At 45.2% G+C, this 21,812-nt stretch carries 25 protein-coding genes; all 25 read left to right on the plus strand.

From position 1 onward, the window contains the following. Positions 1 to 3: 3 nt before the first annotated feature. The 25 genes from flgC (at position 4) to Q9R46_RS06540 (ending at position 21,799) form a co-directional block, all read left to right on the plus strand. Positions 4 to 456, plus strand: a complete 453-nt coding sequence (gene flgC, locus Q9R46_RS06420; RefSeq protein WP_090923876.1) for a flagellar basal body rod protein FlgC — start codon at positions 4 to 6, stop codon at positions 454 to 456. A 54-nt stretch (positions 457 to 510) separates the two neighbouring features. Continuing rightward, positions 511 to 825, plus strand: coding sequence for a flagellar hook-basal body complex protein FliE (gene fliE / locus Q9R46_RS06425; protein WP_145329749.1), 315 nt, complete (start codon positions 511 to 513; stop codon positions 823 to 825). Between the two features lie 131 nt (positions 826 to 956). After that, positions 957 to 2,543: a flagellar basal-body MS-ring/collar protein FliF gene (gene fliF, locus Q9R46_RS06430; RefSeq protein WP_145329751.1), complete on the plus strand. Its 1,587-nt coding sequence runs from the start codon at positions 957 to 959 to the stop codon at positions 2,541 to 2,543. A gap of 11 nt (positions 2,544 to 2,554) precedes the next feature. Then, positions 2,555 to 3,571: a flagellar motor switch protein FliG gene (gene fliG, locus Q9R46_RS06435; RefSeq protein ID WP_090923874.1), complete on the plus strand. Its 1,017-nt coding sequence runs from the start codon at positions 2,555 to 2,557 to the stop codon at positions 3,569 to 3,571. Then, complete coding sequence (locus Q9R46_RS06440; protein WP_311279354.1) at positions 3,564 to 4,421, plus strand: FliH/SctL family protein; 858 nt, start codon at positions 3,564 to 3,566, stop codon at positions 4,419 to 4,421. Before fliG ends, Q9R46_RS06440 begins: the two co-directional genes overlap by 8 nt. Next, on the plus strand, positions 4,408 to 5,727 hold the full coding sequence (fliI, locus tag Q9R46_RS06445) for a flagellar protein export ATPase FliI (protein WP_145329755.1): 1,320 nt from the start codon (positions 4,408 to 4,410) through the stop codon (positions 5,725 to 5,727). The genes Q9R46_RS06440 and fliI overlap by 14 nt, the downstream gene beginning before the upstream one ends. Positions 5,728 to 5,737: 10 nt before the next feature. Then, positions 5,738 to 6,187: a flagellar export protein FliJ gene (gene fliJ, locus Q9R46_RS06450; RefSeq protein WP_311279355.1), complete on the plus strand. Its 450-nt coding sequence runs from the start codon at positions 5,738 to 5,740 to the stop codon at positions 6,185 to 6,187. Positions 6,188 to 6,230: 43 nt separating this feature from the next. After that, positions 6,231 to 7,169 carry a MotE family protein gene (locus Q9R46_RS06455; RefSeq protein ID WP_311279356.1) on the plus strand — a complete coding sequence of 313 codons (939 nt, stop codon included), beginning with the start codon at positions 6,231 to 6,233 and terminating at the stop codon, positions 7,167 to 7,169. Between the two features lie 40 nt (positions 7,170 to 7,209). Continuing rightward, positions 7,210 to 8,673 carry a flagellar hook-length control protein FliK gene (locus tag Q9R46_RS06460; protein ID WP_311279357.1) on the plus strand — a complete coding sequence of 488 codons (1,464 nt, stop codon included), beginning with the start codon at positions 7,210 to 7,212 and terminating at the stop codon, positions 8,671 to 8,673. A gap of 19 nt (positions 8,674 to 8,692) precedes the next feature. Continuing rightward, on the plus strand, positions 8,693 to 9,250 hold the full coding sequence (locus tag Q9R46_RS06465) for a flagellar hook capping FlgD N-terminal domain-containing protein (protein ID WP_311279358.1): 558 nt from the start codon (positions 8,693 to 8,695) through the stop codon (positions 9,248 to 9,250). Between the two features lie 50 nt (positions 9,251 to 9,300). After that, a complete protein-coding gene (locus tag Q9R46_RS06470; protein WP_397351757.1) occupies positions 9,301 to 9,630 on the plus strand; it encodes a TIGR02530 family flagellar biosynthesis protein in 330 nt (109 codons plus the stop codon). An 81-nt stretch (positions 9,631 to 9,711) separates the two neighbouring features. Further along, the gene (flgG, locus tag Q9R46_RS06475) at positions 9,712 to 10,527 is read left to right on the plus strand and encodes a flagellar basal body rod protein FlgG (RefSeq protein WP_311279359.1); all 816 of its coding nucleotides are present in this window, start codon (positions 9,712 to 9,714) and stop codon (positions 10,525 to 10,527) included. A gap of 66 nt (positions 10,528 to 10,593) precedes the next feature. Then, complete coding sequence (locus tag Q9R46_RS06480) at positions 10,594 to 10,815, plus strand: flagellar FlbD family protein (protein ID WP_056700597.1); 222 nt, start codon at positions 10,594 to 10,596, stop codon at positions 10,813 to 10,815. Further along, positions 10,815 to 11,273, plus strand: a complete 459-nt coding sequence (locus Q9R46_RS06485; protein ID WP_311279360.1) for a flagellar basal body-associated FliL family protein — start codon at positions 10,815 to 10,817, stop codon at positions 11,271 to 11,273. Before Q9R46_RS06480 ends, Q9R46_RS06485 begins: the two co-directional genes overlap by 1 nt. A 39-nt stretch (positions 11,274 to 11,312) precedes the next feature. Then, on the plus strand, positions 11,313 to 12,311 hold the full coding sequence (fliM, locus tag Q9R46_RS06490) for a flagellar motor switch protein FliM (RefSeq protein ID WP_090923864.1): 999 nt from the start codon (positions 11,313 to 11,315) through the stop codon (positions 12,309 to 12,311). After that, complete coding sequence (gene fliY / locus Q9R46_RS06495) at positions 12,301 to 13,602, plus strand: flagellar motor switch phosphatase FliY (protein ID WP_311279361.1); 1,302 nt, start codon at positions 12,301 to 12,303, stop codon at positions 13,600 to 13,602. The genes fliM and fliY overlap by 11 nt, the downstream gene beginning before the upstream one ends. A 28-nt stretch (positions 13,603 to 13,630) precedes the next feature. Further along, positions 13,631 to 13,996 carry a response regulator gene (locus tag Q9R46_RS06500; protein ID WP_090923862.1) on the plus strand — a complete coding sequence of 122 codons (366 nt, stop codon included), beginning with the start codon at positions 13,631 to 13,633 and terminating at the stop codon, positions 13,994 to 13,996. Between the two features lie 11 nt (positions 13,997 to 14,007). Then, the gene (locus tag Q9R46_RS06505; RefSeq protein ID WP_145332742.1) at positions 14,008 to 14,544 is read left to right on the plus strand and encodes a flagellar biosynthetic protein FliO; all 537 of its coding nucleotides are present in this window, start codon (positions 14,008 to 14,010) and stop codon (positions 14,542 to 14,544) included. Beyond that, a complete protein-coding gene (gene fliP / locus Q9R46_RS06510; RefSeq protein ID WP_311279362.1) occupies positions 14,541 to 15,296 on the plus strand; it encodes a flagellar type III secretion system pore protein FliP in 756 nt (251 codons plus the stop codon). Before Q9R46_RS06505 ends, fliP begins: the two co-directional genes overlap by 4 nt. Positions 15,297 to 15,321: 25 nt before the next feature. Further along, positions 15,322 to 15,591 carry a flagellar biosynthesis protein FliQ gene (fliQ, locus tag Q9R46_RS06515; RefSeq protein WP_123064460.1) on the plus strand — a complete coding sequence of 90 codons (270 nt, stop codon included), beginning with the start codon at positions 15,322 to 15,324 and terminating at the stop codon, positions 15,589 to 15,591. A 10-nt stretch (positions 15,592 to 15,601) separates the two neighbouring features. Beyond that, positions 15,602 to 16,390, plus strand: coding sequence for a flagellar biosynthetic protein FliR (fliR, locus tag Q9R46_RS06520; protein ID WP_145329773.1), 789 nt, complete (start codon positions 15,602 to 15,604; stop codon positions 16,388 to 16,390). Continuing rightward, entirely contained in the window at positions 16,387 to 17,496 is a 1,110-nt protein-coding gene (flhB, locus tag Q9R46_RS06525) for a flagellar biosynthesis protein FlhB (protein WP_145329775.1), read from the plus strand. The genes fliR and flhB overlap by 4 nt, the downstream gene beginning before the upstream one ends. A gap of 24 nt (positions 17,497 to 17,520) precedes the next feature. Beyond that, the gene (flhA, locus tag Q9R46_RS06530) at positions 17,521 to 19,554 is read left to right on the plus strand and encodes a flagellar biosynthesis protein FlhA (protein WP_311279363.1); all 2,034 of its coding nucleotides are present in this window, start codon (positions 17,521 to 17,523) and stop codon (positions 19,552 to 19,554) included. Continuing rightward, positions 19,551 to 20,915 (plus strand): flagellar biosynthesis GTPase FlhF, encoded by a 1,365-nt coding sequence (flhF, locus tag Q9R46_RS06535; protein ID WP_311279364.1) that lies wholly within the window; start codon positions 19,551 to 19,553, stop codon positions 20,913 to 20,915. The genes flhA and flhF overlap by 4 nt, the downstream gene beginning before the upstream one ends. Beyond that, on the plus strand, positions 20,912 to 21,799 hold the full coding sequence (locus Q9R46_RS06540) for a MinD/ParA family protein (protein WP_145329781.1): 888 nt from the start codon (positions 20,912 to 20,914) through the stop codon (positions 21,797 to 21,799). The genes flhF and Q9R46_RS06540 overlap by 4 nt, the downstream gene beginning before the upstream one ends. Positions 21,800 to 21,812 lie beyond the last annotated feature (13 nt).

Genomic DNA, 21,812 nt, shown 5'->3' on the forward strand with positions numbered 1-21,812 from the left:
GCGTTGAACATTAGCAACAGTTTTGGAATCAGTGCTTCGGCTCTTACAGCTCAACGTTTGCGTATGGACGTCATTTCTTCCAATATTGCAAATGCGGAAACCACGCGCGCGAGCATGTCGAATGGGGTCGCAGTTCCCTATAAGCGGAAAATGGTAGTACTTGAACCGAATAAAACATCCTTCAGCACGATGCTACAAAACCAGATGCGTGGTGGAGGTTCAGGTGATGGTGTAAGAGTAACCGAGATTCGGGAAGATCAGTCGCCATTCAAACCGGTTTATGACCCGACTCATCCAGATGCAAACGCAGAAGGTTATGTGTTCATGCCTAATGTGGATATTGCAAAAGAAATGGTCGATATGATCTCAGCTTCACGTTCTTATGAAGCTAACGTTACTGCACTGAATTCAACCAAAGCAATGATTTCCAAAGCGTTAGAAATTGGAAAAGGTTAACTGTTGCATTCTTCGACAACAAACTAAAAGAAGAGATAAAAGGGAGGGACATTCATGATTCAGAACAATATGTTTAGCACTCAGGGAGTTCAGCAGTTGCAGATGAAGAGTGCAGCAACTGAAAATAAACCTTCTACACCAGCCGAAAGCATTCAGAGCTTCGGTACATATTTACAAAATGCACTGGGGTCTGTCGCCGCACAGGAAACCCAGGCTCATGAAATGTCAAATCAATTTTTGGTAGGCAAAGCGAATGTAGATCAGGTGTTGATTGCTTCGGAACAAGCCCTGCTTAGTCTGCAACTTACCACTCAGGTACGTAATAAAGTGGTTGAGGCATATCAAGAGGTTATGCGCACACAACTATAAGAGTTCATTTGCGCAAACAGTAGCGCTGATCATTACGACAAGCAGCTGCGATGCTGCTCCTGATCAAAGCTAGGAGAACGCTCAAGCTTTTGTCAGGACAGACTAAGCAAAGTTTCGGATGGGGTGACAGAGTGAATGAGAGAATTGCCCAGTACAGGGACAAGGCATCACAGTACTGGAATAGCTTTAGCAAAAAGCAGAAAACATTATTTATTTCAACCTTCTTATTTCTGATTTTGGCAGCAGTGGTTCTCACGATGCAGTTATCCAAGACAGAATATGAAGTGGCGTTCACAGATTTAAATGCAAGTGATTCAGCTGGTGTCATCAATTATCTGAACTCATCTAATATCCCATATAAACTTAGCGCGGACGGAAAAAGTATTTCTGTACCTAGTACAGATGTAGCGCTGACCAAAGTGAATATCGGATCCCAAGGCATCATACAGAATGGTTCCCTTGGTTATAAAGCGTTTGAAAGCTCATCATCACCAATCGGCATGACAGATAAAGAGTTTGATGTGAAATACAACAATGCATTAAACGGAGAAGTTGAAAAGCTACTCCAGCGAATGCAGGGGATTCAGGATGCCAAAGTCCTTGTTAACATGCCAAAAGATAATATCTTTGCAGGTTTGGAAGAACAAGACAAAGCTTCGGCTTCCGTAGCGTTGCAATTTAAACCGGGGTATCACCCGAATCAGGCAGCTGTCGATGGTTACTTTAATTTGGTTAAAACAGCTGTTCCGAACTTGCCGATCGAGAACATCACCATCACGAACACGGACGAAGCTGAACTCGTTCCAACCGCTCGCGGTGGCAGTGGTGGCTTGTCATCTGAAGTTCAGGAGAACATGGCATTACAGAAAAAGTTTGAGAGTGACGTGCGAAACAACGTGAAGCAATTCCTCTCTCAAATTGTAGGTGAGGATAAGGTCAACGTTTTGGTGGCCTCCAAACTGAACTTTGATAAAGTGACAAGCAAGGAAAATCTCGTTACACCTGTTGATCAAGAGAACATGAAAGGGATCGAGATCAGTGTACAGCAAATTCAGAAGAGCTACACTGGCGGGGGAACTCCGACAGGTGGTGTAGCAGGAACCGGCCAACAGGACGTTCCAGGCTATCCTTCTTCTGATTCCAATAGCAATGCGAATTCGGAAGAATCATCAAGCACGATAAATTATGAAGTGAATCGAATTGCCAAAGATATCATTTCGAGCCCATATACTGTAAAAGATTTAACCATCAACGTGGCGGTCGAACCACCCGCAGGGCAAAACGAATTGCAACAGCCTGTTAAAGATGCGATCGAAAATATTCTGGTTAATATCGTTCGCGCGTCATTGGCAGACTCAGGCACGACAATAACTGACGCAGACCTAACAAAAAAAGTATCAGTCATGTCACAGGGCTTTGCAACAGCTGCAGATGCCAATACGGGCTTCCAGTTGACACCTGCGATGATGTGGGGCGGCGGAGCACTTATTGCGGTCCTGATCGCTGCGGTAGTGATCTTGTTAGTACGTCGTCGTCGTAAACAAAATGAGATTCAAGAAGAGGAAGAAATCCCGCTTCCAGTAGCAACAGAGTTCCCGTCCATAACATTGGACAGTGTGACGAACGAAAGTCAGGTGCGCAAACAATTGGAGAGTTTGGCCAAGAAAAAGCCGGACGAATTCGTCAATCTGCTGCGTACGTGGCTGGCTGACGAATAGAGGTGAACGCATTGGCGAAGGCAGGCAATGCCGGATTGACTGGCAGACAAAAAGCAGCAATATTGTTAATTACATTAGGACCGGAAGTATCTGCTCAAATCTTTAAACATCTCCGTGATGAGGAAATTGAGCAACTTACGTTGGAAATTGCTAACGTGCGTAAGGTTGACGCATCCGAGAAGGACATGATTATGTCCGAGTTCCATCAAATTTGTTTGGCACAGGAGTATATCTCTCAGGGGGGGATTACCTATGCAAAAGAAATTTTGGAGAAAGCACTCGGCTCCTCCAAAGCGCTTGAAGTTATTAATCGTTTGACAGCTACGCTGCAAGTCAGACCATTTGACTTTGCACGTAAAGCTGATCCGAATCAGATTCTGAACTTTATTCAGAACGAAAGTCCGCAAACGATTGCGCTTGTACTGTCTTATCTGCAATTTGAGCAAGCGGCGGCCATTCTGTCCTCGCTCCCTCAGGAGAAGCAGGCAGATGTTGCTCGTAGAGTAGCTGTGATGGACAGCACTTCACCAGAAGTTATTTCACAGGTGGAACGTGTGCTTGAACAAAAGTTGTCCTCTACTGTTACGCAGGATTACACAAATGCAGGCGGTATCGAATCCATTGTTCAGATTTTGAATGGTGTCGATCGGGGAACGGAACGTACGATTTTGGACTCCCTTGAGATTCAAGATCCGGAACTTGCAGAAGAGATCAAAAAACGGATGTTTGTTTTCGAAGACATTGTCAATGTGGACGATCGCTCCATTCAACGCATTATTCGGGATATCGACAATGCCGACCTGCAACTTGCACTCAAAGTCGCAAGCGAAGAAGTGCGTGAAGCTGTATTCCGTAATATGTCGAAACGGATGTCCGAAACATTCAAGGAAGAGATGGAGTTCATGGGCCCTGTGCGGCTGCGTGATGTGGAGGAAGCTCAGACACGTATCGTAGGTACGATCCGCAGACTGGAAGAAGCTGGCGAGATCATTATCGCACGTGGTGGAGGAGATGATATCATTGTCTAATTTGATTAAATCTTTCCAGTATGTACCGGTAGAAGACCATAAAAGGCTCGAAAATCACCACCATTATGGTGGTGAAGACGAGACTGGATTGGAAGAGGACGGCGCAGCAGTTTCTGAATCAGAAGTGCTTCAGGCACGAGTCGATGAAGAGACAGAACGTCTTACTGCTCAGATGCTGGAAGATGCCAAGGAGTTTGCGGAAAAGCAGGTGCGCGATGCTTCGGAAGAGGCGGAGCGAATGCTTCAAGAAGCCCAGGAACAGATTGAACGCTGGTGGCAGGAGCAACGAGAGCAGGATGAACATCTGACTGAAGCTCTCCGCGCTCAAGGTTTTCAGCAAGGGTTTGAAGAGGGACGAGCACAAGCTGAACTGGATCTCCAGGTGAAGATCGAAGAGATGATGAAAGAAGCACAAGGGGTGCTTCAGGAAGCGTATATTGCCAAAGAACAGATTATTCAGGAAGCCGAGCCGTTCCTTGTTGAACTTGCATGTGGCATTGCGGAGAAAGTGATAGATAAGCAGCTTACGGTAGAACCTGAACAAACGATTGAGCTGATACGTCAGAGTTTGTCGAGGAAAAGGGAGCAAGGACAGATCGCGCTCTGTGTGGCGCCTGAGCAGTTTTCTTTTGTACAAGCTTCAAGGGAGGAACTGGCTCTTTCCATTGATTCGCAGGCGGAGTTACAGATTTTGCCGGATGCTACGGTTAAAGATAAGGGCTGTGTTATCCGTTCTTCATTTGGAAGTGTTGATGCAAGAATTGATACACAGCTGGCCGAGATCAAAAAAGAACTGATCCGCATAGCACTTGAGGATGAGGAGCGAAGAAATCAACATGAAAGTTCTTAGTTCACAGCGTTATATGGAGCATCTGCGACAGTTTGATCCTGTGCGTATAAATGGAAAAGTAACTCAGGTTATTGGACTTATGGTGGAATCAGAAGGACCGGATGCCAGCATTGGCGACGTATGTTACATCTATCCTGGCAAATCAGCTAAGCCGCTACAGGCTGAAGTTGTGGGGTTTCGGGATAACAAGGTGTTGCTTATGCCGCTTGGAGAACTTCAATCGATTGGTCCGGGCTGCGACGTGGTCGGAACCGGTAAACCTTTAGGAGTACAAGTAGGCTCTGAATTGCTTGGGAAAGTGCTGGATGGACTGGGACAGCCGCTTGACGGTTCATTGTTGCCATCCCGAATGCCGATGTACTCTACTTCCAATACCCCTGTTAACCCTATGGATAGACCGCGTGTGCTTGAAACGATGAGTGTAGGCGTGAGGGCAATTGATGGCTTGCTCACTGTAGGCAAAGGACAGCGCGTGGGTATATTTGCTGGTTCAGGTGTCGGAAAAAGTACATTGATGGGCATGATCGCCAGGAATACCGCTGCGGATGTAAACGTGATTGCATTGGTGGGTGAGCGTGGACGGGAGGTTCGTGATTTTATCGAACGGGATCTTGGTCCAGAAGGCCTGGAACGTTCTGTCGTCATCGTGGCAACATCAGATCAACCGGCTCTGATACGAATCAAGGGAGCTGTCATAGCAACAACGATTGCAGAGTATTTCAGAGATCGGGGCATGAACGTGATGTTAATGATGGATTCGGTGACCCGTTACGCCATGGCGCAAAGGGAAGTCGGTTTGGCGGTAGGAGAACCGCCGGCGATGAGAGGTTATACACCTTCCGTTTTTGCAAGTCTGCCGAAACTGTTGGAACGTGCAGGAACAGGTCCTACAGGCTCGATAACTGCCTTCTATACTGTTCTCGTCGATGGGGATGACATGAATGAACCGATTGCAGACGCAGTCCGGGGGATATTGGATGGTCACATCGTGTTGAACCGTGCGATAGCGAATAAAGGTCATTTTCCAGCAATTGATGTGCTTGCAAGTATCAGCCGTGTCATGAAGGACATCGCTCCTGAAGAGCAGATTGATGCGGTTAACAATATGAAACGTCTGATGGCTGTGTATAAGGAGTCCGAGGATTTAATCAACATCGGGGCTTATCAACGGGGATCAAATGCAGCTATAGATGAAGCGATGGATCAGATTGATCATATCTGGGATTTTACGAAGCAAAAAGTTGATGAAAAGGTAACGTTAAGTGAAGTACAGGAGCGTTTGATTCTTGAATTCGCAAGGAGATGAAGGGTAAACGATGAAATTTCGATATCATTTCCAGAAGGTTGTTGACCTGAAAAGCAATGAGAAGACACAGGCAGAATGGATGTTATCCACAGCGATCGGTAAACTTCAGACGGAAGAAGAGCATTTATTGCAATTGATTAATGATCGAAATAATTTGATGAACATTATTCAAACGGCAACTGAAAATTGTGCTTCCGTATCCAGTTTGCAGGAGATGCAACGATATGCATATCACCTTGACGAATGTATATCGCGTAAGAACAGTGATGTCCAGCATGCTCAGGTCAATGTGCAACGGAATCAGAGCTTTCTGAATGGTAAAGTAGTTGACGAAAAAGTGTGGCTTGGAGCGAGAGATAAGGCTAAAGGCAGATTTCAGCAGGAGATGCTCCTCCGGGAACAGAATGATCTGGACGAGATGGCTACTGTACGCTTCGCCGCCAAAGCCCGCGCGAACTGATGTGAGCCGGATGCGAAGTTGTCTCGTGAAGGAGGAATGAACGGTGGCTGTAAAAGACACTGATATCGAAAAAGAGTCAGGGAGCGGATGGGAAAAGTTTCTCATGATTTCGATCCCGATTGTATTCACGGTTGTGCTCTTAGGTGTACTGCTTACTCTATTTAATGTAGATATTCGGAATAACGCGCTCGAACTTGCCAAAAAAATCCCTATAGTTAAGAATTGGGTGCCTGATCCGGTTCTTGACCCTGAGAAGGAGAAGTTGGAAAAGAGCGAAAAACAGGTTGAAAGCGCGGAAGCAACGATTGAAAAGCTAAAATCTCAGGTCACTGCGAAAGAAGCAGAGCTGAAAGCAGCCAAAGATGCGGCTACTGCGGAGACGCAGAAAACAGCTGATTTGCAAAAGAAATTGGATGATGCGAATAAGGCAACTGAAACAGCTACAGCTTCTGAACCGGAAACCGAAAGTGATTATCAGAAGCAGATCAAAAGTCTGGCTAAAATGTACGCTGATATGAGCCCAAGTAAAGCTGCGCCGATTTTGCAAAATATGACGAATGAAGAAATGGTGCTTATGTTGAGCGCGATGCAGTCGACTGCCCGGACGAAGGTGCTGGAAAAGATGGATCCGAAGACTGCAGCGGATGTGACCATGCTGATGAAGGATGCGAAGCCTTCAGGCGATCTTGCTTTGGATGCCCTGCAGTCCAGATTGAAAAAGGAAACAGCAGCAACGTCCACGACAACATCCACTAATAGTAAAAATTTGGATAAAAATCAATTAAGCCAGACCTTTGCTTCGATGTCTGCGTCAAGCGGGGCCAAACTATTGCTCGAAACCTATAAAATTAGTCCGGATAAAACACTGACCATACTCAATTCAGTTAACGATGCAACACGATCCCAGTTACTTGAGAACATGTCTAAAGAAGATTCGGTTGAGACAGCCAAAGTGTTGAATCGGCTAATGGGCAATAAGTAGTAGCAACTCTATTCTTAATGCATGGAGGGGAGGTGAAAAAATGTCACTCGTATATCAAATGAACGCTGGGGCTTCTTCCAAAGCTGCTGGTTCAACACAGTCATCAACAGCGCAGTCTAAAGGTTCGGTTACAGGAACTGGAGCTGAGTTCTTGCAGACGCTGGCACAGTCATTGGCTGGGGGAAGCGGAACTGGTGAGGGTACTGATGGAACGAATGGTGCAGTAACAACAAATACGTCTGCTCCCCTGATGTTCACTTTTGCCTCAGAAAATGAAGAAAAGAACACATCCGCAACAGACGCGTTAAGTTCACTATTTGTTGATGCAGATTCTTCAGACTTAATGGGAAAGCTTGGAAAACTATTTGGTGATCTGGATACTTTAGACAAAGCTCTGGAAAATGATCCGGCCTTGCTTGCAGGTCTTCAATCGTTGATTCAGCAATTGTACGCATTATTAAGTAGAGATTCCGACGGAAATCAGCAAGCTTCGTTAAGCGAGGTTGGTTCTAATTTAGATCAAGCTCCTACGTCTGCATCTGCTGTTGAACTGTCTCAGCATCCAGCCGCAGTCCGATTTGTATTACAGGATGTGCTGACACAATTGGCAAACGAAGCTCTTAAACCAGGTCCTAATGTAGTCAAGAGCGCTCCCGAATTCCAACACTTACTTCAGCAGTTGCAAAGTCAGTTGAAAGAAGCTGGAGTCGAAACGGATGGGAAAAAGGGTTGGTCTGAACTCAAATCGATACTGAATACATTCTCGGCAATAAAGGATGCACCTGTTCAATCACCTAACGTTGCTCCGACTGCAGTATCCAAAACAGATGGGATAACACCTCAGAACACTGTATCTGCAACAGTTCAAACAGAGACTAAAGCGACAACAGTAACGGTTAAAAATGACTCAACACCCGTTGCGGATGCGCAACCTGTAATCCATCATTCAAACATTGTAACAGCTGGAGAGTTGTCCTTGCGAAGCTCAGGTACAGTCGTGAGCAAACCTGCTGAGCCTGTCATGCAAGCAACGAATTTTGCTAAAGAAATGACGCAATTTGTGGTGAGTAAGCTGGATATCGTGAATCAAAAAGGATTTTCTGAAGCCACAATCTCACTCCGTCCTGAGCATTTGGGGAAATTGGATGTACAGATTACGTTGCAAAACGGACAATTGGTTGCCAGGTTCATGACTGAACATGTCATGGCCAAAGACATGCTTGAGCAACAGATGATGCAGTTACGTTCTTCATTACAATCTCAGGGCATTCAGGTGGAACGACTCGAGGTCACTCAGAACAGTTCGCTCGGATCTGAAATGTATCAGGATGGCGGACGTCAACAAGGAAATCAATCTCAGCAACAAAGACGTTCCCGTGAACGTGGGGAGCATACCGATGAAGCTGTAACGGCCGCGGGGTTGCAGGAAGAGTTACGCAACTGGCGTAGTGAGCAAGTGGAAGGCAACGAAATCCAGAGAGATTCGTTTACTGCAGAGGCTTAAACAGGGATGAGGTGAATATATGGCAAATGAAATTGTTTCTACTAATAATACGTGGCCTAATTACGCGGCTGCGAATAGAGCCACAACAAGTGCTGCAACGAAAGAACTTGGTAAGGATCAATTTCTCAAAATTTTGATTACGCAGTTGCAGAATCAGGACCCGATGCAGCCGATGGAAGATAAAGAGTTTATCGCTCAAATGGCACAATTCAGCTCGGTGGAGCAACTCGTCAACATCTCTACACAGCTTAAAACGTTAAATCAGTCACTTGGGGCGGTATCGGGTATGATCGGCATGGAGATCAGCTGGCTTTCTTCTGATAAAACAGACAATGGTACGCTTCGTCAGGGAACTGTAGATTCAATCATTGTGCGAGACGGCGTTCAGTATGCGAAGGTAGGCAACGACGAAATTAAACTGGATGAAATCATTCAGGTGAATCGTGCCAAGCAAGCTGAGGAAACGAATCCAGCTCTCCAGAACGTTCAAAGTGATGTTACAGATACTAAAGGTAGTAACCCGTCTGATGTGAATGCCGGGACGAGTGAGCCTGAAGATCGAGAGCAGAGCATATGAGTGACCGTATAACCGTTGGACAGTTATATACGGGTCCTGTTACTCCAAATATGCTTCGCAAACCCCAAACGGGAGACACATCTGGAACACCCTCTAAACCCTTTGCTCAAGTGCTGGAAGATAACCTTTTAAAACTCAGCAACCATGCAGCTAAACGATTAGAACAACGTGGTATCGAGTTGAAAACCGAACAAATGAAACAAATTGGTTCTGCACTGGACAAGGCTGCTGCCAAGGGGGCAAAAGAATCACTCATTTTGATGCAGGATATGGCCTTTATCGTTAATGTCAAAAATCGTACTGTCGTTACGGCAATGGACAGTGCAAGTATGAAAGACAATGTCTTTACTCAAATCGATAGTGCTGTCATTATTTCATAGCCGGCTGGCCCTTCTCGGGAGCCGGAATGCCGCTGACCGACTGATGCGGCAACCAAATTAAGGCTGGGAGGATTTTGTAAAATGTTGAAATCGATGTACTCAGGCGTTTCCGGGATGAGGGGTTTTCAAACCAAACTCGATGTCATTGGTAACAATATCGCGAACGTAAACACGGTTGGATTTAAAGGAAGCCGAGTGATGTTCAAAGATATTATGAGCCAAACAACAGCAGGTGTGACAGCCCCAGGTGATGCTAATGGCGGTGTCAATGCAAAACAAATTGGTCTTGGTGTTTCGGTAGGATCGATTGACACTTTGCACTTGGCAGGAAGTCCAATGACTACGAATAATCCAACTGACCTTCGAATCAATGGAGATGGATTTTTTCTGGTACGTTTAAGTGATGCGCAAGAGGTACCTTACTTGACTCGTGCGGGTGATTTCCATGTTGATGCTGCTCGTAACCTGGTAACCTCTGATGGATTATTTGTATTGGATAATGGCGGCGCCAACATTACGATCCCGGAAGATGCTGTATCCTTTACGATTGGGCAGGATGGGTTTATCAACCAGACGATGGCTGACGGAACAACTCAAGCCGGAGCACAGCTGGGGATTGGTAAAGTCATTAACCCTGCAGGTCTAGAGAAAATTGGCGGTAACTTGTATCGCATGACGGCGAATGCCAATCCGGAAGGTGCGCTTGACCCGGTAACAGCAAATAGTGCAGAAGATGGTACAGGGGCGATCATTGCCGGTCAGCTTGAAATGTCTAATGTCGATCTGACTGGTGAATTCACAGAGATGATCGTCGCACAGCGTGGTTTCCAAGCGAACTCCCGGATCATTACAACATCAGACGAGGTGCTTCAAGAGGTCGTTAACCTGAAACGATAATAACTGATTAGTGATTTTGAAATGGTGGGGGAGCTTGCTCCTCCACTATGATTGAGGGGGCTTGACATGATTTCAGTTACGCGGTTAAATGGTTCTCCCATGTGGTTAAATGCGCTGATGGTCGAAATCGTGGAAGAGACGCCGGACACGTATATTACTCTGGTAACGGGAAAAAGATTAATCGTGCTTGAAAAGGCCGATGAAGTGATTTCCAAAATCAAAGAATACAACCGTGAAATTGGAGTTCAGGCAGCCACGATTAAAGTGCAGCAAACGGAGGAGTCCTGATGAAAAAGATGATGCCCTGGATTGCAACAACGTTGCTTGCAATCACACTCATTGTGGTCGTAGTTTTTGTATTTATGCAATCGCAAAGCAAGAACGACAATACACATACAGCGGCAGCTGCTGAAGAAAAAAAGCTGACAGCAGATGAAATTGTAGAGGTTTCGTCCGAGCTTGGACAGATTAAGACCAATTTGGCTGATGCAGATCGTATTATTATGGTTAGTTTCTCTTTCAAGTTGTCGGATAAGAAAGCCAAAGAAGACTTTGAGAAAATTAAAAGTATTACGGTTAAGCCAATCATTATTGAGACGCTTGCGGATACCAAGGCTGAGGCACTGAGTTCGGCAAAAGGTATGAAACAATTCAATGAGAAACTAACGGGGCTAATTAATGAGGCATTGCCTGAGCCGAACTTGAAAAGCACAAGTGTTTCAGACATTGTTATAGCACCAATGTAATGAATAGAACAAGCTGTAGACCTGTAAGGGGGTGAGAACATGGTGGATGTATTATCACAAAACGAGATTGACGCCCTATTAGCAGCCCTTTCTTCAGGCGAAATGGACGCCGAGGAATTGAAAAAGGAAGAAACTCAGAAGAAAATCAGGTCTTACGATTTTAAACGGGCAGTGCGTTTCTCCAAGGATCACATTCGGAGCCTGACGCGTATTCACGAAAACTTTGCTCGTTTTCTCACCACTTATTTTTCGGCCCAGCTGCGGACGTTCGTTCAGATCAATGTTGTGCAGGTAGAACAGTTGCCTTATGACGAGTTTATCCGTTCTATTCCCAAGATGACGATTTTGAACATTTTCGAAGCAGAACCATTACAGGGACGAATGGTCATGGAGGTTCACCCGAACGTGGGATATGCGATGCTGGATCGTCTGCTTGGAGGTACAGGCAGTGCTCCGACCAAAATTGCAAGCATGACTGAAATTGAAACGACAATAATGGAGCGGATATTCAGCCGAGCCTTCGAAAGTTTGCAGGAAGCCTGGAAGACGGTACTGGATATCTCGCCTAGAATGGAAGCGCTGGAGACGAATCCTCAGTTTATGCAGATTGTATCTCCCAATGAGACCATTGCCTTGATCTCGCTAAGTACCAAAATCGGCGATACCACAGGCATGATCAATTTGTGTATACCGCATGTCGTTCTTGAGCCTATTATGTCCCGGTTATCAACACATCAGTGGTTTGTTTCAGAGAAGAAAACGAGAGCTCCAGAAGAATACGAAGCACTGAGATCACGTGTAAACAAAGCCAAATTACCTGTTGTAGCCGAACTTGGTGAATCCAGAATTTCAATAGCCGAATTTTTAGGATTATCGGTTGGAGATGTCATTACGCTGAATAAACCGGTGGAAGAGGGACTTTCCATTAAAGTTGGTGACAGACTGAAGTATATTGGCAGTCCAGGAACGATTAAGGACCGTGTGGCTGTACAAATAGATCAAATTGTCACCGAAGGAGTTGAAGAATTTGACGAGTAAGGATTATTTATCCCAGGAAGAGATCGACGCTTTGCTTCGGCAATCGGAATCTATCTCGATTTCTGAACCCGCTGAGAAAACGGTTGACGATTTTCTGACGGAGCTGGAACAGGATGCCTTGGGGGAGATTGGTAACATCACTTTTGGCAGTGCTGCGACTGCGTTGTCCACACTGTTAGGCCTTAAAGTGGATATTACAACACCTAAAGTATCAATTATTAGCCGAACACAGTTCGAAGAAGCGTTCCCTAAACCACATGTTGCTGTTCATGTGAACTATGTGGATGGATTCGAGGGCATTAACTCACTGGTTATCAAAAAGAGAGATGCGCAAATTATCGCTGATTTAATGCTGGGCGGTGAAGGAAATCCGGCCGACGAAGAGTTGAACGAAATTCACATTAGCGCGGTACAGGAAGCGATGAACCAAATGATGGGGTCTTCTGCCACATCTATGTCGACCATCTTCAACCGGTTTGTTAATATTTCTCCTCCGGGGATTGATATTCTCAACTTGGAAAGCGGCGAGGGTGTGACCAATCTACCACCAGATGAAACACTCATTCAAGTTTCGTTCCGTCTGTTAGTAGGAGATCTAATTGATTCCAATTTGATGCAGTTGCTTCCTGTACATTTTGCGAAAAACATGGTGGATATGTTAATTGGAGGTGCTCAAGAGTCGACCTCCAATGCTCCTGTTGCTTCAACACCCGAGCCTGCTCCGGCGCCAGTGGCACCACCAACGCCGCCACCAGTTATGGAACAGCCGCCGGTTCAGCAACAGATGCCTCCACATGTGCCACAGCAGCCTGCTCAGGACTATAGTGGATATGGGCAAGCTCCGATGGGAATGCCTCAAGGTATGCCTCCACAGCAACCATACGGTATGCCACCGCAGCAACCATATCATATGCCACCACAGCCAGCTTATGGTGAGCCTCAGCACTATGGTGCTGCACCAAATAGGAATGTGAATGTACAGCCTGTTCAATTCGCCAATCTGCAAAATGGAGCTTTTGCTAATGTAGATGAGAACAATTTGAATTTATTGATGGACATTCCCCTTAAAGTCACCGTAGAATTAGGAAGGACCCAAAAGCAAATTAAAGATATATTGGAATTATCACAAGGTTCGATTGTCGAACTGGATAAGTTGGCTGGTGAACCTGTCGATATTTTGGTCAATAACAAACTGATCGCCAAGGGAGAAGTTGTCGTCATTGACGAAAACTTCGGTGTTCGTGTTATAGATATTCTAAGCCAATGGGACCGTATTCAGAAATTACAATAAGCACAATTCAGGGAGGATTTGAACCAACATGGCAAACCGAATTTTAGTCGTAGACGACGCTGCATTTATGAGAATGATGATCCGGGACATTTTGTCCAAAAATGGGTACGAAGTCGTAGGAGAAGCACCAGATGGTGCACAAGCCGTTGAGAAGTTCAAGGAACTTCGTCCGGATCTGATTACAATGGACATTACAATGCCTGAGATGGATGGTATTGCTGCTCTGAAAGAAATTAAAAAAATTGATGCAAATGCGAAAGTAATTATGTGTTCTGCAATGGGCCAACAAGCGATGGTTATTGATGCCATTCAAGCTGGAGCCAAAGATTTTATCGTTAAACCTTTCCAATCTGATCGGGTTATCGAAGCAATCAGCAAAACACTGGGAGCTTAAGAAGCATGTTGATGGCTCAGGGGAGTACTCCAGAACCAGCTGGCGCAGGAATCAATTATTATCTACAGCTAGTATGGGTGATTGTTGTCCTGGCCGTCATCCTGGTTCTTATTGTCTACCTGATCCGATTCTTGAACAAACGAAATCAGCAATGGTTTCGAAGCGGAACTATTCGCATTTTGGGCGGGGTCGGACTAGGACAAAACAAGTCACTGCAAATTTTAGAGATTGGCGGCAACGTTTATTTGATTGGTGTTGGCGAGAATATACAGCTGCTGGATAAGGTTTCGGATTTGGAAGAAGCACAGAGAATTGTGGATTCCTTTGAACGGGATGCTGTTTCACAGCAAGGAAGCCTCCCACCCATCATAGCCAAGCTCGCTAAACGTCTTCGTAAAGAAGATCCGCCTCGGGAAATGGAAATTGAGGACACTGCTTCTTTTCATGAGATGTTTGAATCCAAACTTCGGCAGATGCCAAACCGTAAAGAGAAGATGGAGAAGCTCCTGGATCAAGACAATACTACAGATCGGTCGAGGGATTCATGAATAAAAAGATTTGGTTAGCGTGTTGTTTCGTAGGGCTTATCAGCCTGGCATCCGTTACGGTGGCTTTTGCCGAGCCGATTCCTAATATTGATATACAGATTGGGAATGGTGATGGCAGCACGCCAAGTACTAGTTCATTATCTATTATTCTATTAATTACGGTGCTTAGCATAGCCCCGGCATTGCTGGTGCTGATGACCAGTTTTACTCGGATTGTGATCGTGCTTGGGTTTGTCCGAACTTCACTCGGAACCCAGCAGATGCCTCCGAATCAGGTATTGGTCGGTCTGGCCCTTTTTCTTACACTTTTCATCATGTCTCCTACGTTGTCTTCTATTAATCAGGTAGCATTGCAGCCCTATCTTAAAGGAGATTTGACCCAAACGGAAGCGCTGGAAAAGGCAGCAGATCCGATTAAGAAATTTATGTTTACTCATACGCGTGAGAAGGATATCTTGCTGTTCATGAAATACAATCAGGCGGAACAGCCTAAATCGTATCAGGATATTCCAATCACGGTAATGGTACCGGCATACGCAATCAGTGAGCTCAAAACAGCTTTCCAGATGGGATTCATGATATTTATTCCTTTTCTGGTGATCGACATCGTTGTGGCGAGTACGCTCATGGCCATGGGTATGATGATGCTCCCACCGGTCATGATCTCATTACCTTTTAAAATACTGCTCTTTGTTCTGGTGGACGGGTGGTATCTGGTAGTCAAGTCACTGTTGCTGAGTTTTAATACTTGAACCGGAGAGTTAAAGGAGGACGGTCATGACTTCGGAGTTTATTATCGGTCTGGCCGGAAAAGCAGTATACACGTCATTGCTGGCCAGTGCACCTATGCTCATACTAGCTCTGGTTGTAGGACTTATGATTAGTATTTTCCAAGCAACGACTCAGATTCAAGAGCAGACGCTCGCTTTTGTACCTAAAATTGTCGCAGTACTGCTGGCGGTACTTTTATTTGGGCCCTGGATCTTGAATATATTAATCGATTTTACGTTTAACATACTCGATAATTTGTACAGATACATAGGGTAGGCTTTAGCCGATGGAGACATTGCTGCAAAGTTTCCCTGTTGCTCTGCTTATGTTTTGTCGAATAGCCTCATTTTTTGTAACTGCACCGGTCTTTTCAGCTCGAAATGTACCTACATCGTTTAAAATAGGGATCTCTGCTTTTGTTACGTTGACAGTATATATGGCCTTTGGCATTCATCAGACTGTTCCAACGGACTTGAGTTACATTCTGCTGATCATCAGAGAAGTTCTCATCGGCTTACTTTTGGGATTCGTGGCTTATCTCTTGATGACTGCTGTACAGACTGCAGGGGCGTTTATTGATATCCAGATAGGCTTCGGTATAGCTAATGTGTATGACCCGATGACAGGTGCATCTGCACCACTTACAGGTAACTTTAAATATGCTTTTGCTGTACTTCTATTTTTAACTATGAATGGACATCATTATCTGCTGGATGGCATCGTATACAGTTATCGGTGGATACCACTATCCAATATATTCTTTTTGAAGATGGCGGATGGCAGCGTTGCGGAATTTCTCGTACGTACGTTAGGAGAAGCTTTCATGCTTGCTTTCCAGATGGCTGCTCCGATTGTGGTCGCTCTGTTTCTGACGGATGTAGGGTTAGGCTTTTTAGCCAAAACGGCTCCGCAGTTTAATGTATTTGCTGTAGGTATGCCGCTCAAGGTACTCGTTGGAATTGCTATTTTGCTCCTGCTGGTTCCCAGCTTCGCCTTTGTGTTTGGTCAATTGTTCGAGGTCATGTTCCGAACTATGGAAAAACTGCTTGGAACGATCGGACAAAGGCCGGGATGAGTGAAACGGAGGACAGGATTCAGATGAAACTTCAACTTGACCTCCAGTTGTTTTCTGGAGAGAAGACAGAGAAAGCCACCCCTAAAAAGCGGCAGGATACACGGAAAAAGGGCCAAGTCGTAAAAAGCATGGAATTATCCGGTGCCTCGATTCTCCTGTTTACATTTCTGACCATGATGATGTTCAGCTCGTTCTATAAAGAGCGCATGGTAAAGCTGTTTACGGATATTTTTATTAACCGACTCAGCATGAATGTTACAGAAGACAACGTGATGGCATTAATGATGCGTTACGGGATTGAAGTGATGTTGTTGCTTGCTCCCGTTTTGCTTGGCGCGGCACTAATTGCGTTAATCGTTAACTACATGCAGGTGGGTTTTCTTCTTATAGGTGAGGGGTTAAAGCCAAAGCTCGAGAAATTAAATCCAATCAAAGGTTTTAAAAATATTTTTTCGCTTCGCTCGTTAGTTGAATTTGCAAAGTCCATTTTGAAAATGTCTATTATCGGCTACCTTGTGTACAGCACAATTATTAGTTACCAGTCTGATATTGCTTCATTATCACATTTCTCAATGGATGCGATTTTACAGTTTGCTGCTTCAATTACTTTGAATCTTGGTGTCAAGATTGCAGTTGCACTCTTGGTACTTGCCGTATTCGACTACATGTACCAGAAGTACGATTATGAAAAGAATATACGCATGTCAAAGCAAGATATCAAAGACGAGTATAAGAAAATGGAAGGCGATCCGCTGATTAAGGGCAAAATCCGGGAGCGTCAGCGTCGTATGGCTATGCAGCGTATGATGCAGGAAGTACCGAACGCAGATGTAATCATTACGAACCCGACACACTTTGCAGTAGCGCTGAAGTATGAGGGGTCTGAGATGGAGGCTCCGCAAATTATTGCTAAAGGGCAGGATTATGTCGCTCTGCGCATTAAAGAAATTGCCAAAGAGCATGGTGTGATTACGATGGAAAACAAACCACTGGCACGGGCATTGTTCCAGAGAGCTGAGATTGGTGACGCTATACCGGCCGATTTGTTTCAAGCTGTAGCCGAAGTGCTGGCTTATGTATATAAACTTAAGGGCAGAACGAAATAACAGGGATCGGAGGCCGTACATTCATTGAAAACAAAAGATTTAGCTATCCTTGCGGGTATTATCGGCATTGTGTTGATGATGATTCTCCCGATCCCGGCCTGGCTGCTCGATATGTTGCTTGTTGTCAACATCTCAATTGCCTTGATGATTCTGCTTGTTGCCATGAACAGCAAAGAAGCGCTGCAGTTTTCCATATTTCCGGCGTTGTTGCTCATTACTACGTTGTTCCGATTGGCACTCAACATTTCAACAACGAAGCTGATCCTTGGTAAAGGGGATGCAGGAGCGGTAGTTGCAACATTTGGGAGCTGGATAGCTGGCGGGCAAATAGCGATTGGTTTTATCGTATTTTTGATCCTGGTGGTCGTACAGTTTATCGTAATTACCAAAGGTTCCGAACGTGTAGCTGAAGTAGCAGCAAGGTTCACCCTTGATGCTATGCCTGGTAAACAGATGAGTATTGATGCCGACTTGAATGCTGGTTTAATTAATGAACAGCAGGCACGTGAGCGCCGTTCCAAAATTGAACGTGAAGCCGACTTCTATGGAGCAATGGATGGTGCCAGCAAATTCGTAAAAGGGGATGCTATTGCAAGTATTATCATTCTCCTAATCAACCTGATCGGTGGCTTTATCATCGGTATGACTGTACATGGTTATGATTTCACAACGTCACTTTCCACGTACTCGGTTCTTACCATAGGGGACGGATTAGTTAGTCAGATTCCCGCACTGCTTATTTCAACTGCAGCGGGGTTGATTGTTACCAGAGCCTCATCGGAAGGGAATTTGGCAGATGACATCACTGGCCAGTTGTTTACATATCCGATACTCATCTATATTGTTGCTTTTGTCATCGCAATGCTGGGATTTTTTACGCCAATTCACGTAATTACAACGTTGCCGCTCGCAGGCGCGCTTGCTTTTGCCGCCTGGCGAATGCAGAATAATCTGAACTTGAAACAGGAAGCAGAGGAGCAATTGGAAGAAGAGCAACAGATTGAAGAAGTCAGAAGTCCTGAAAGTGTTATTAACTTGCTTCAGGTGGACCCGATCGAATTCGAGTTTGGTTACGGTTTGATTCCTCTGGCCGACAATCAACAAGGCGGAGACTTGCTGGATCGGATCATTATGATTCGAAGGCAATGTGCGCTTGAACTCGGTTTGGTGGTACCAGTCATCCGTATTCGTGACAATATTCAACTAAGACCCAATGAGTATGTGATCAAAATTAAGGGGAATGCGGTTGGTGGCGGAGAACTGCTTCTGAACCATTATCTTGCGATGAGTCCTGGATATGATGAAGAATCCGTAACAGGAATCGAAACAACAGAGCCGGCTTTTGGTTTGCCTGCGCTATGGATTGATGAAGTGACTAAAGATCGGGCAGAGCTCGCTGGATATACGGTAGTCGACCCGCCTTCTGTCGTTGCGACTCATCTGACAGAACTCATCAAGAAACATGCGCACGAATTGCTTGGAAGACAAGAGACGAAGGCACTTGTGGACAACCTTAGAGAAAATTATGCTGCACTGGTGGATGAGTTGATTCCTTCCGTTCTCTCGATCGGTGATGTACAAAAGGTATTAGCCAAGCTGCTACGTGAAAAAGTATCGATTCGAGATATGGTTACCATCTTTGAAACGCTCGCAGACTATGGAACCTATACGAAGGATCCAGATGTGTTAACGGAGTACGTTAGACAATCGTTATCTCGTCAGATTACACAACAATTCTCGCAAAAAGGCGAAACACTTCAAGTGATCACGGTTGGACCAGGACTTGAGAAGAAAATTGCTGAAAGTGTGCAACAATCAGAGCAAGGTAGCTATCTTGCACTGGATCCAGTCTCTACTCAAAGTGTATACCAAAAGTTAAGTGAACAAGTAAATCGATTAATTCAATCGGGTCAACAACCCATCGTGTTAACTTCTCCAACCATTCGAATGTATCTGCGTCAGGTGATTGAAAGAACGATGCAGGATATTCCGGTGCTTTCCTATAGCGAGTTGGAGCCGAATGTTGAAATTCAAAGTATCGGGGTGGTGAACTTATGAGAGTAAAACAATACGTTGTTGAGACCATGCCCGAAGCTATGCTTCAAATTCGCAAAGACCTGGGAAGTGACGCGGTCATTCTGTCCACCAAAGAAATCAAGGTGGGCGGAGTGCTCGGGATGTTCCGCAAAAAACGTATCGAAGTGGTTGCAGCAGTAGATAAAGAGCAGCCTAGTCAGGCGAATGGTTCTTCTGTTAAGAAGGCGCAAAATTCATTTACGCCTGTGCCTCGTTCGTTTGTACCTGAAGCTTATGCTCAAACCGCTCGTTCGTTTGTAGGGGGTTCCGATGCAAGGGAAACTCTAGCGGCGGTGGACCAAAAAGGGCAGGAGAAAACGGCGGCTGTTCCATCTGTATCCAAATCAAGTGGTATAGATGAAAAAACGGATTACGGCTCAGATTTTCTGAGCAGTGAGCATAAACCGCGACCGCAAGGGGCGGATTTTTCGGTTTCAACGCCTAGTATTCAAGATCGTGGTTTGGATCAGCAACAGGACAAGCTGTTGAACGAGTTACAGGACTTGAAACAGATGATGACCAAGATTTCCAAGCAAGGAACAGTAGCGACAACAATTCCTGAAGAATTAATGAAGAGCCAGGAGCGGCTTGCGGAACAAGAAATTTGGCCAGAAGTATGGGAATCCTGGTTTGAACCTATTGAGCAGGGCTTAGCTGAGGGGAAATTGCAAGAATCGGATGTTGAAGAGGCGCTTCGGTTGGAGATAGCGACTTTTCTGAAAGATCGTATTCAAGAGGGCATCATGCCTAGCACTCGAATTGTGTACGTGGCTGGACCTACAGGGGTAGGGAAAACAACAACGATTGCCAAATTGGCTGCGGAGCAGATGTTTAAGAAACAGCGTAAAGTTGGTTTTATTACGTCAGATACGTACCGTATCTCTGCGGTTGAACAGCTAAGAACGTATGCATCGATTCTGAATGTGCCGCTTGAAGTTGTACAGTCGCCAGGAGATACGCAACGTGCCATTTCACGGCTAGAAAACTGCGATCTGATCTTTATGGATACGGCAGGCAGAAACTATAGAAATGAATTGCTTGTCTCCGAACTGCAGAGTTTACTTGCTCCTGTTGAGAACAGTGAAACCTTTCTGGTGATGAGCATGACTGCGAAAAGCCTGGATATGGTACAGATTACGGAGCATTTCAGTAAATATGGATTGGATAAAGTGATCTTTACCAAAATGGATGAAACAGGAACTTGCGGTCCGCTCTTTAACCTTCTACATCGTTTTCCGCTCAAACTTGCTTATGTGGCAAACGGCCAGAATGTTCCTGATGATCTGCTGAAGCCCGATGTGGAATGGTTGTCCCATGCGTTATTGGGAGACGGGACACAATGAAGGATCAGGCAGCATCACTCCGAAGTTTGGTATCCGCGCCACTCGAGAACGATGAGAGCAAAGTTAGGAACCGTTCCTCCAAAATTATTACGGTAGCTAGTGGTAAAGGTGGGGTAGGCAAGTCCAATTTCACACTAAACTTTGCACTGACTCTTCATTCTATGGGTAAAAAAGTGCTGGTGTTTGATGCAGATATCGGTATGGCAAATATCGATGTTTTAATGGGAACTTCTTCTTCCTATAATCTGTATCATCTTTTATACCGACATAAAACTATAAGGGAAATCATACAACTTGGTGCTGATGGCCTGCCATATATTGCAGGGGGGTCGGGAATGAAGGAATTATTCTCCTTGTCTGATCGGGATCTGGAGTTTTTTGCCAGTGAGGTGGAGGACATTGCGCAAGAGATGGATTACGTCATTTTCGACACCGGGGCTGGCCTCTCCAAGGAAAATATGAGATTCATCGGCGCTGCTGATGAATGCCTGATTGTAACTACTCCTGAACCGACTTCAATAACAGACGCCTATGCCTTAGTTAAAGTCATGCATGGCGAGGAGCATGCAACTCCTTTTCGAATGATCGTAAATCGGGTTGAAGATGAAAGGGAGGCGGAGCGTGTAGCAGATAAAATAGCTGGAGTGGCGAGAAGGTTTTTGCAAACAGATATCCCTCTTTTAGGGTATATTTCAGAGGATGCTCAAGTTGTGACAGCAGTAAAGAAACAGATGCCTTATCGATTAGCCTATCCTCATTGCAAGGCTTCTAAAGATATACAAAAACTTGCCCTTCGATATCTGGCTGTACCTGCAGCTCCGGAATCCGGAACCTTGTCAGGAATCAGGGGATTTATGAAAAAGTGGCTTAAACGAACAACATGATTTCTGAAAAAAG

Origin of the sequence: Paenibacillus sp. RRE4, assembly GCF_031844205.1 — a bacterium.
In the GTDB taxonomy this organism is placed as follows: domain Bacteria; phylum Bacillota; class Bacilli; order Paenibacillales; family Paenibacillaceae; genus Paenibacillus; species Paenibacillus xylanexedens_B.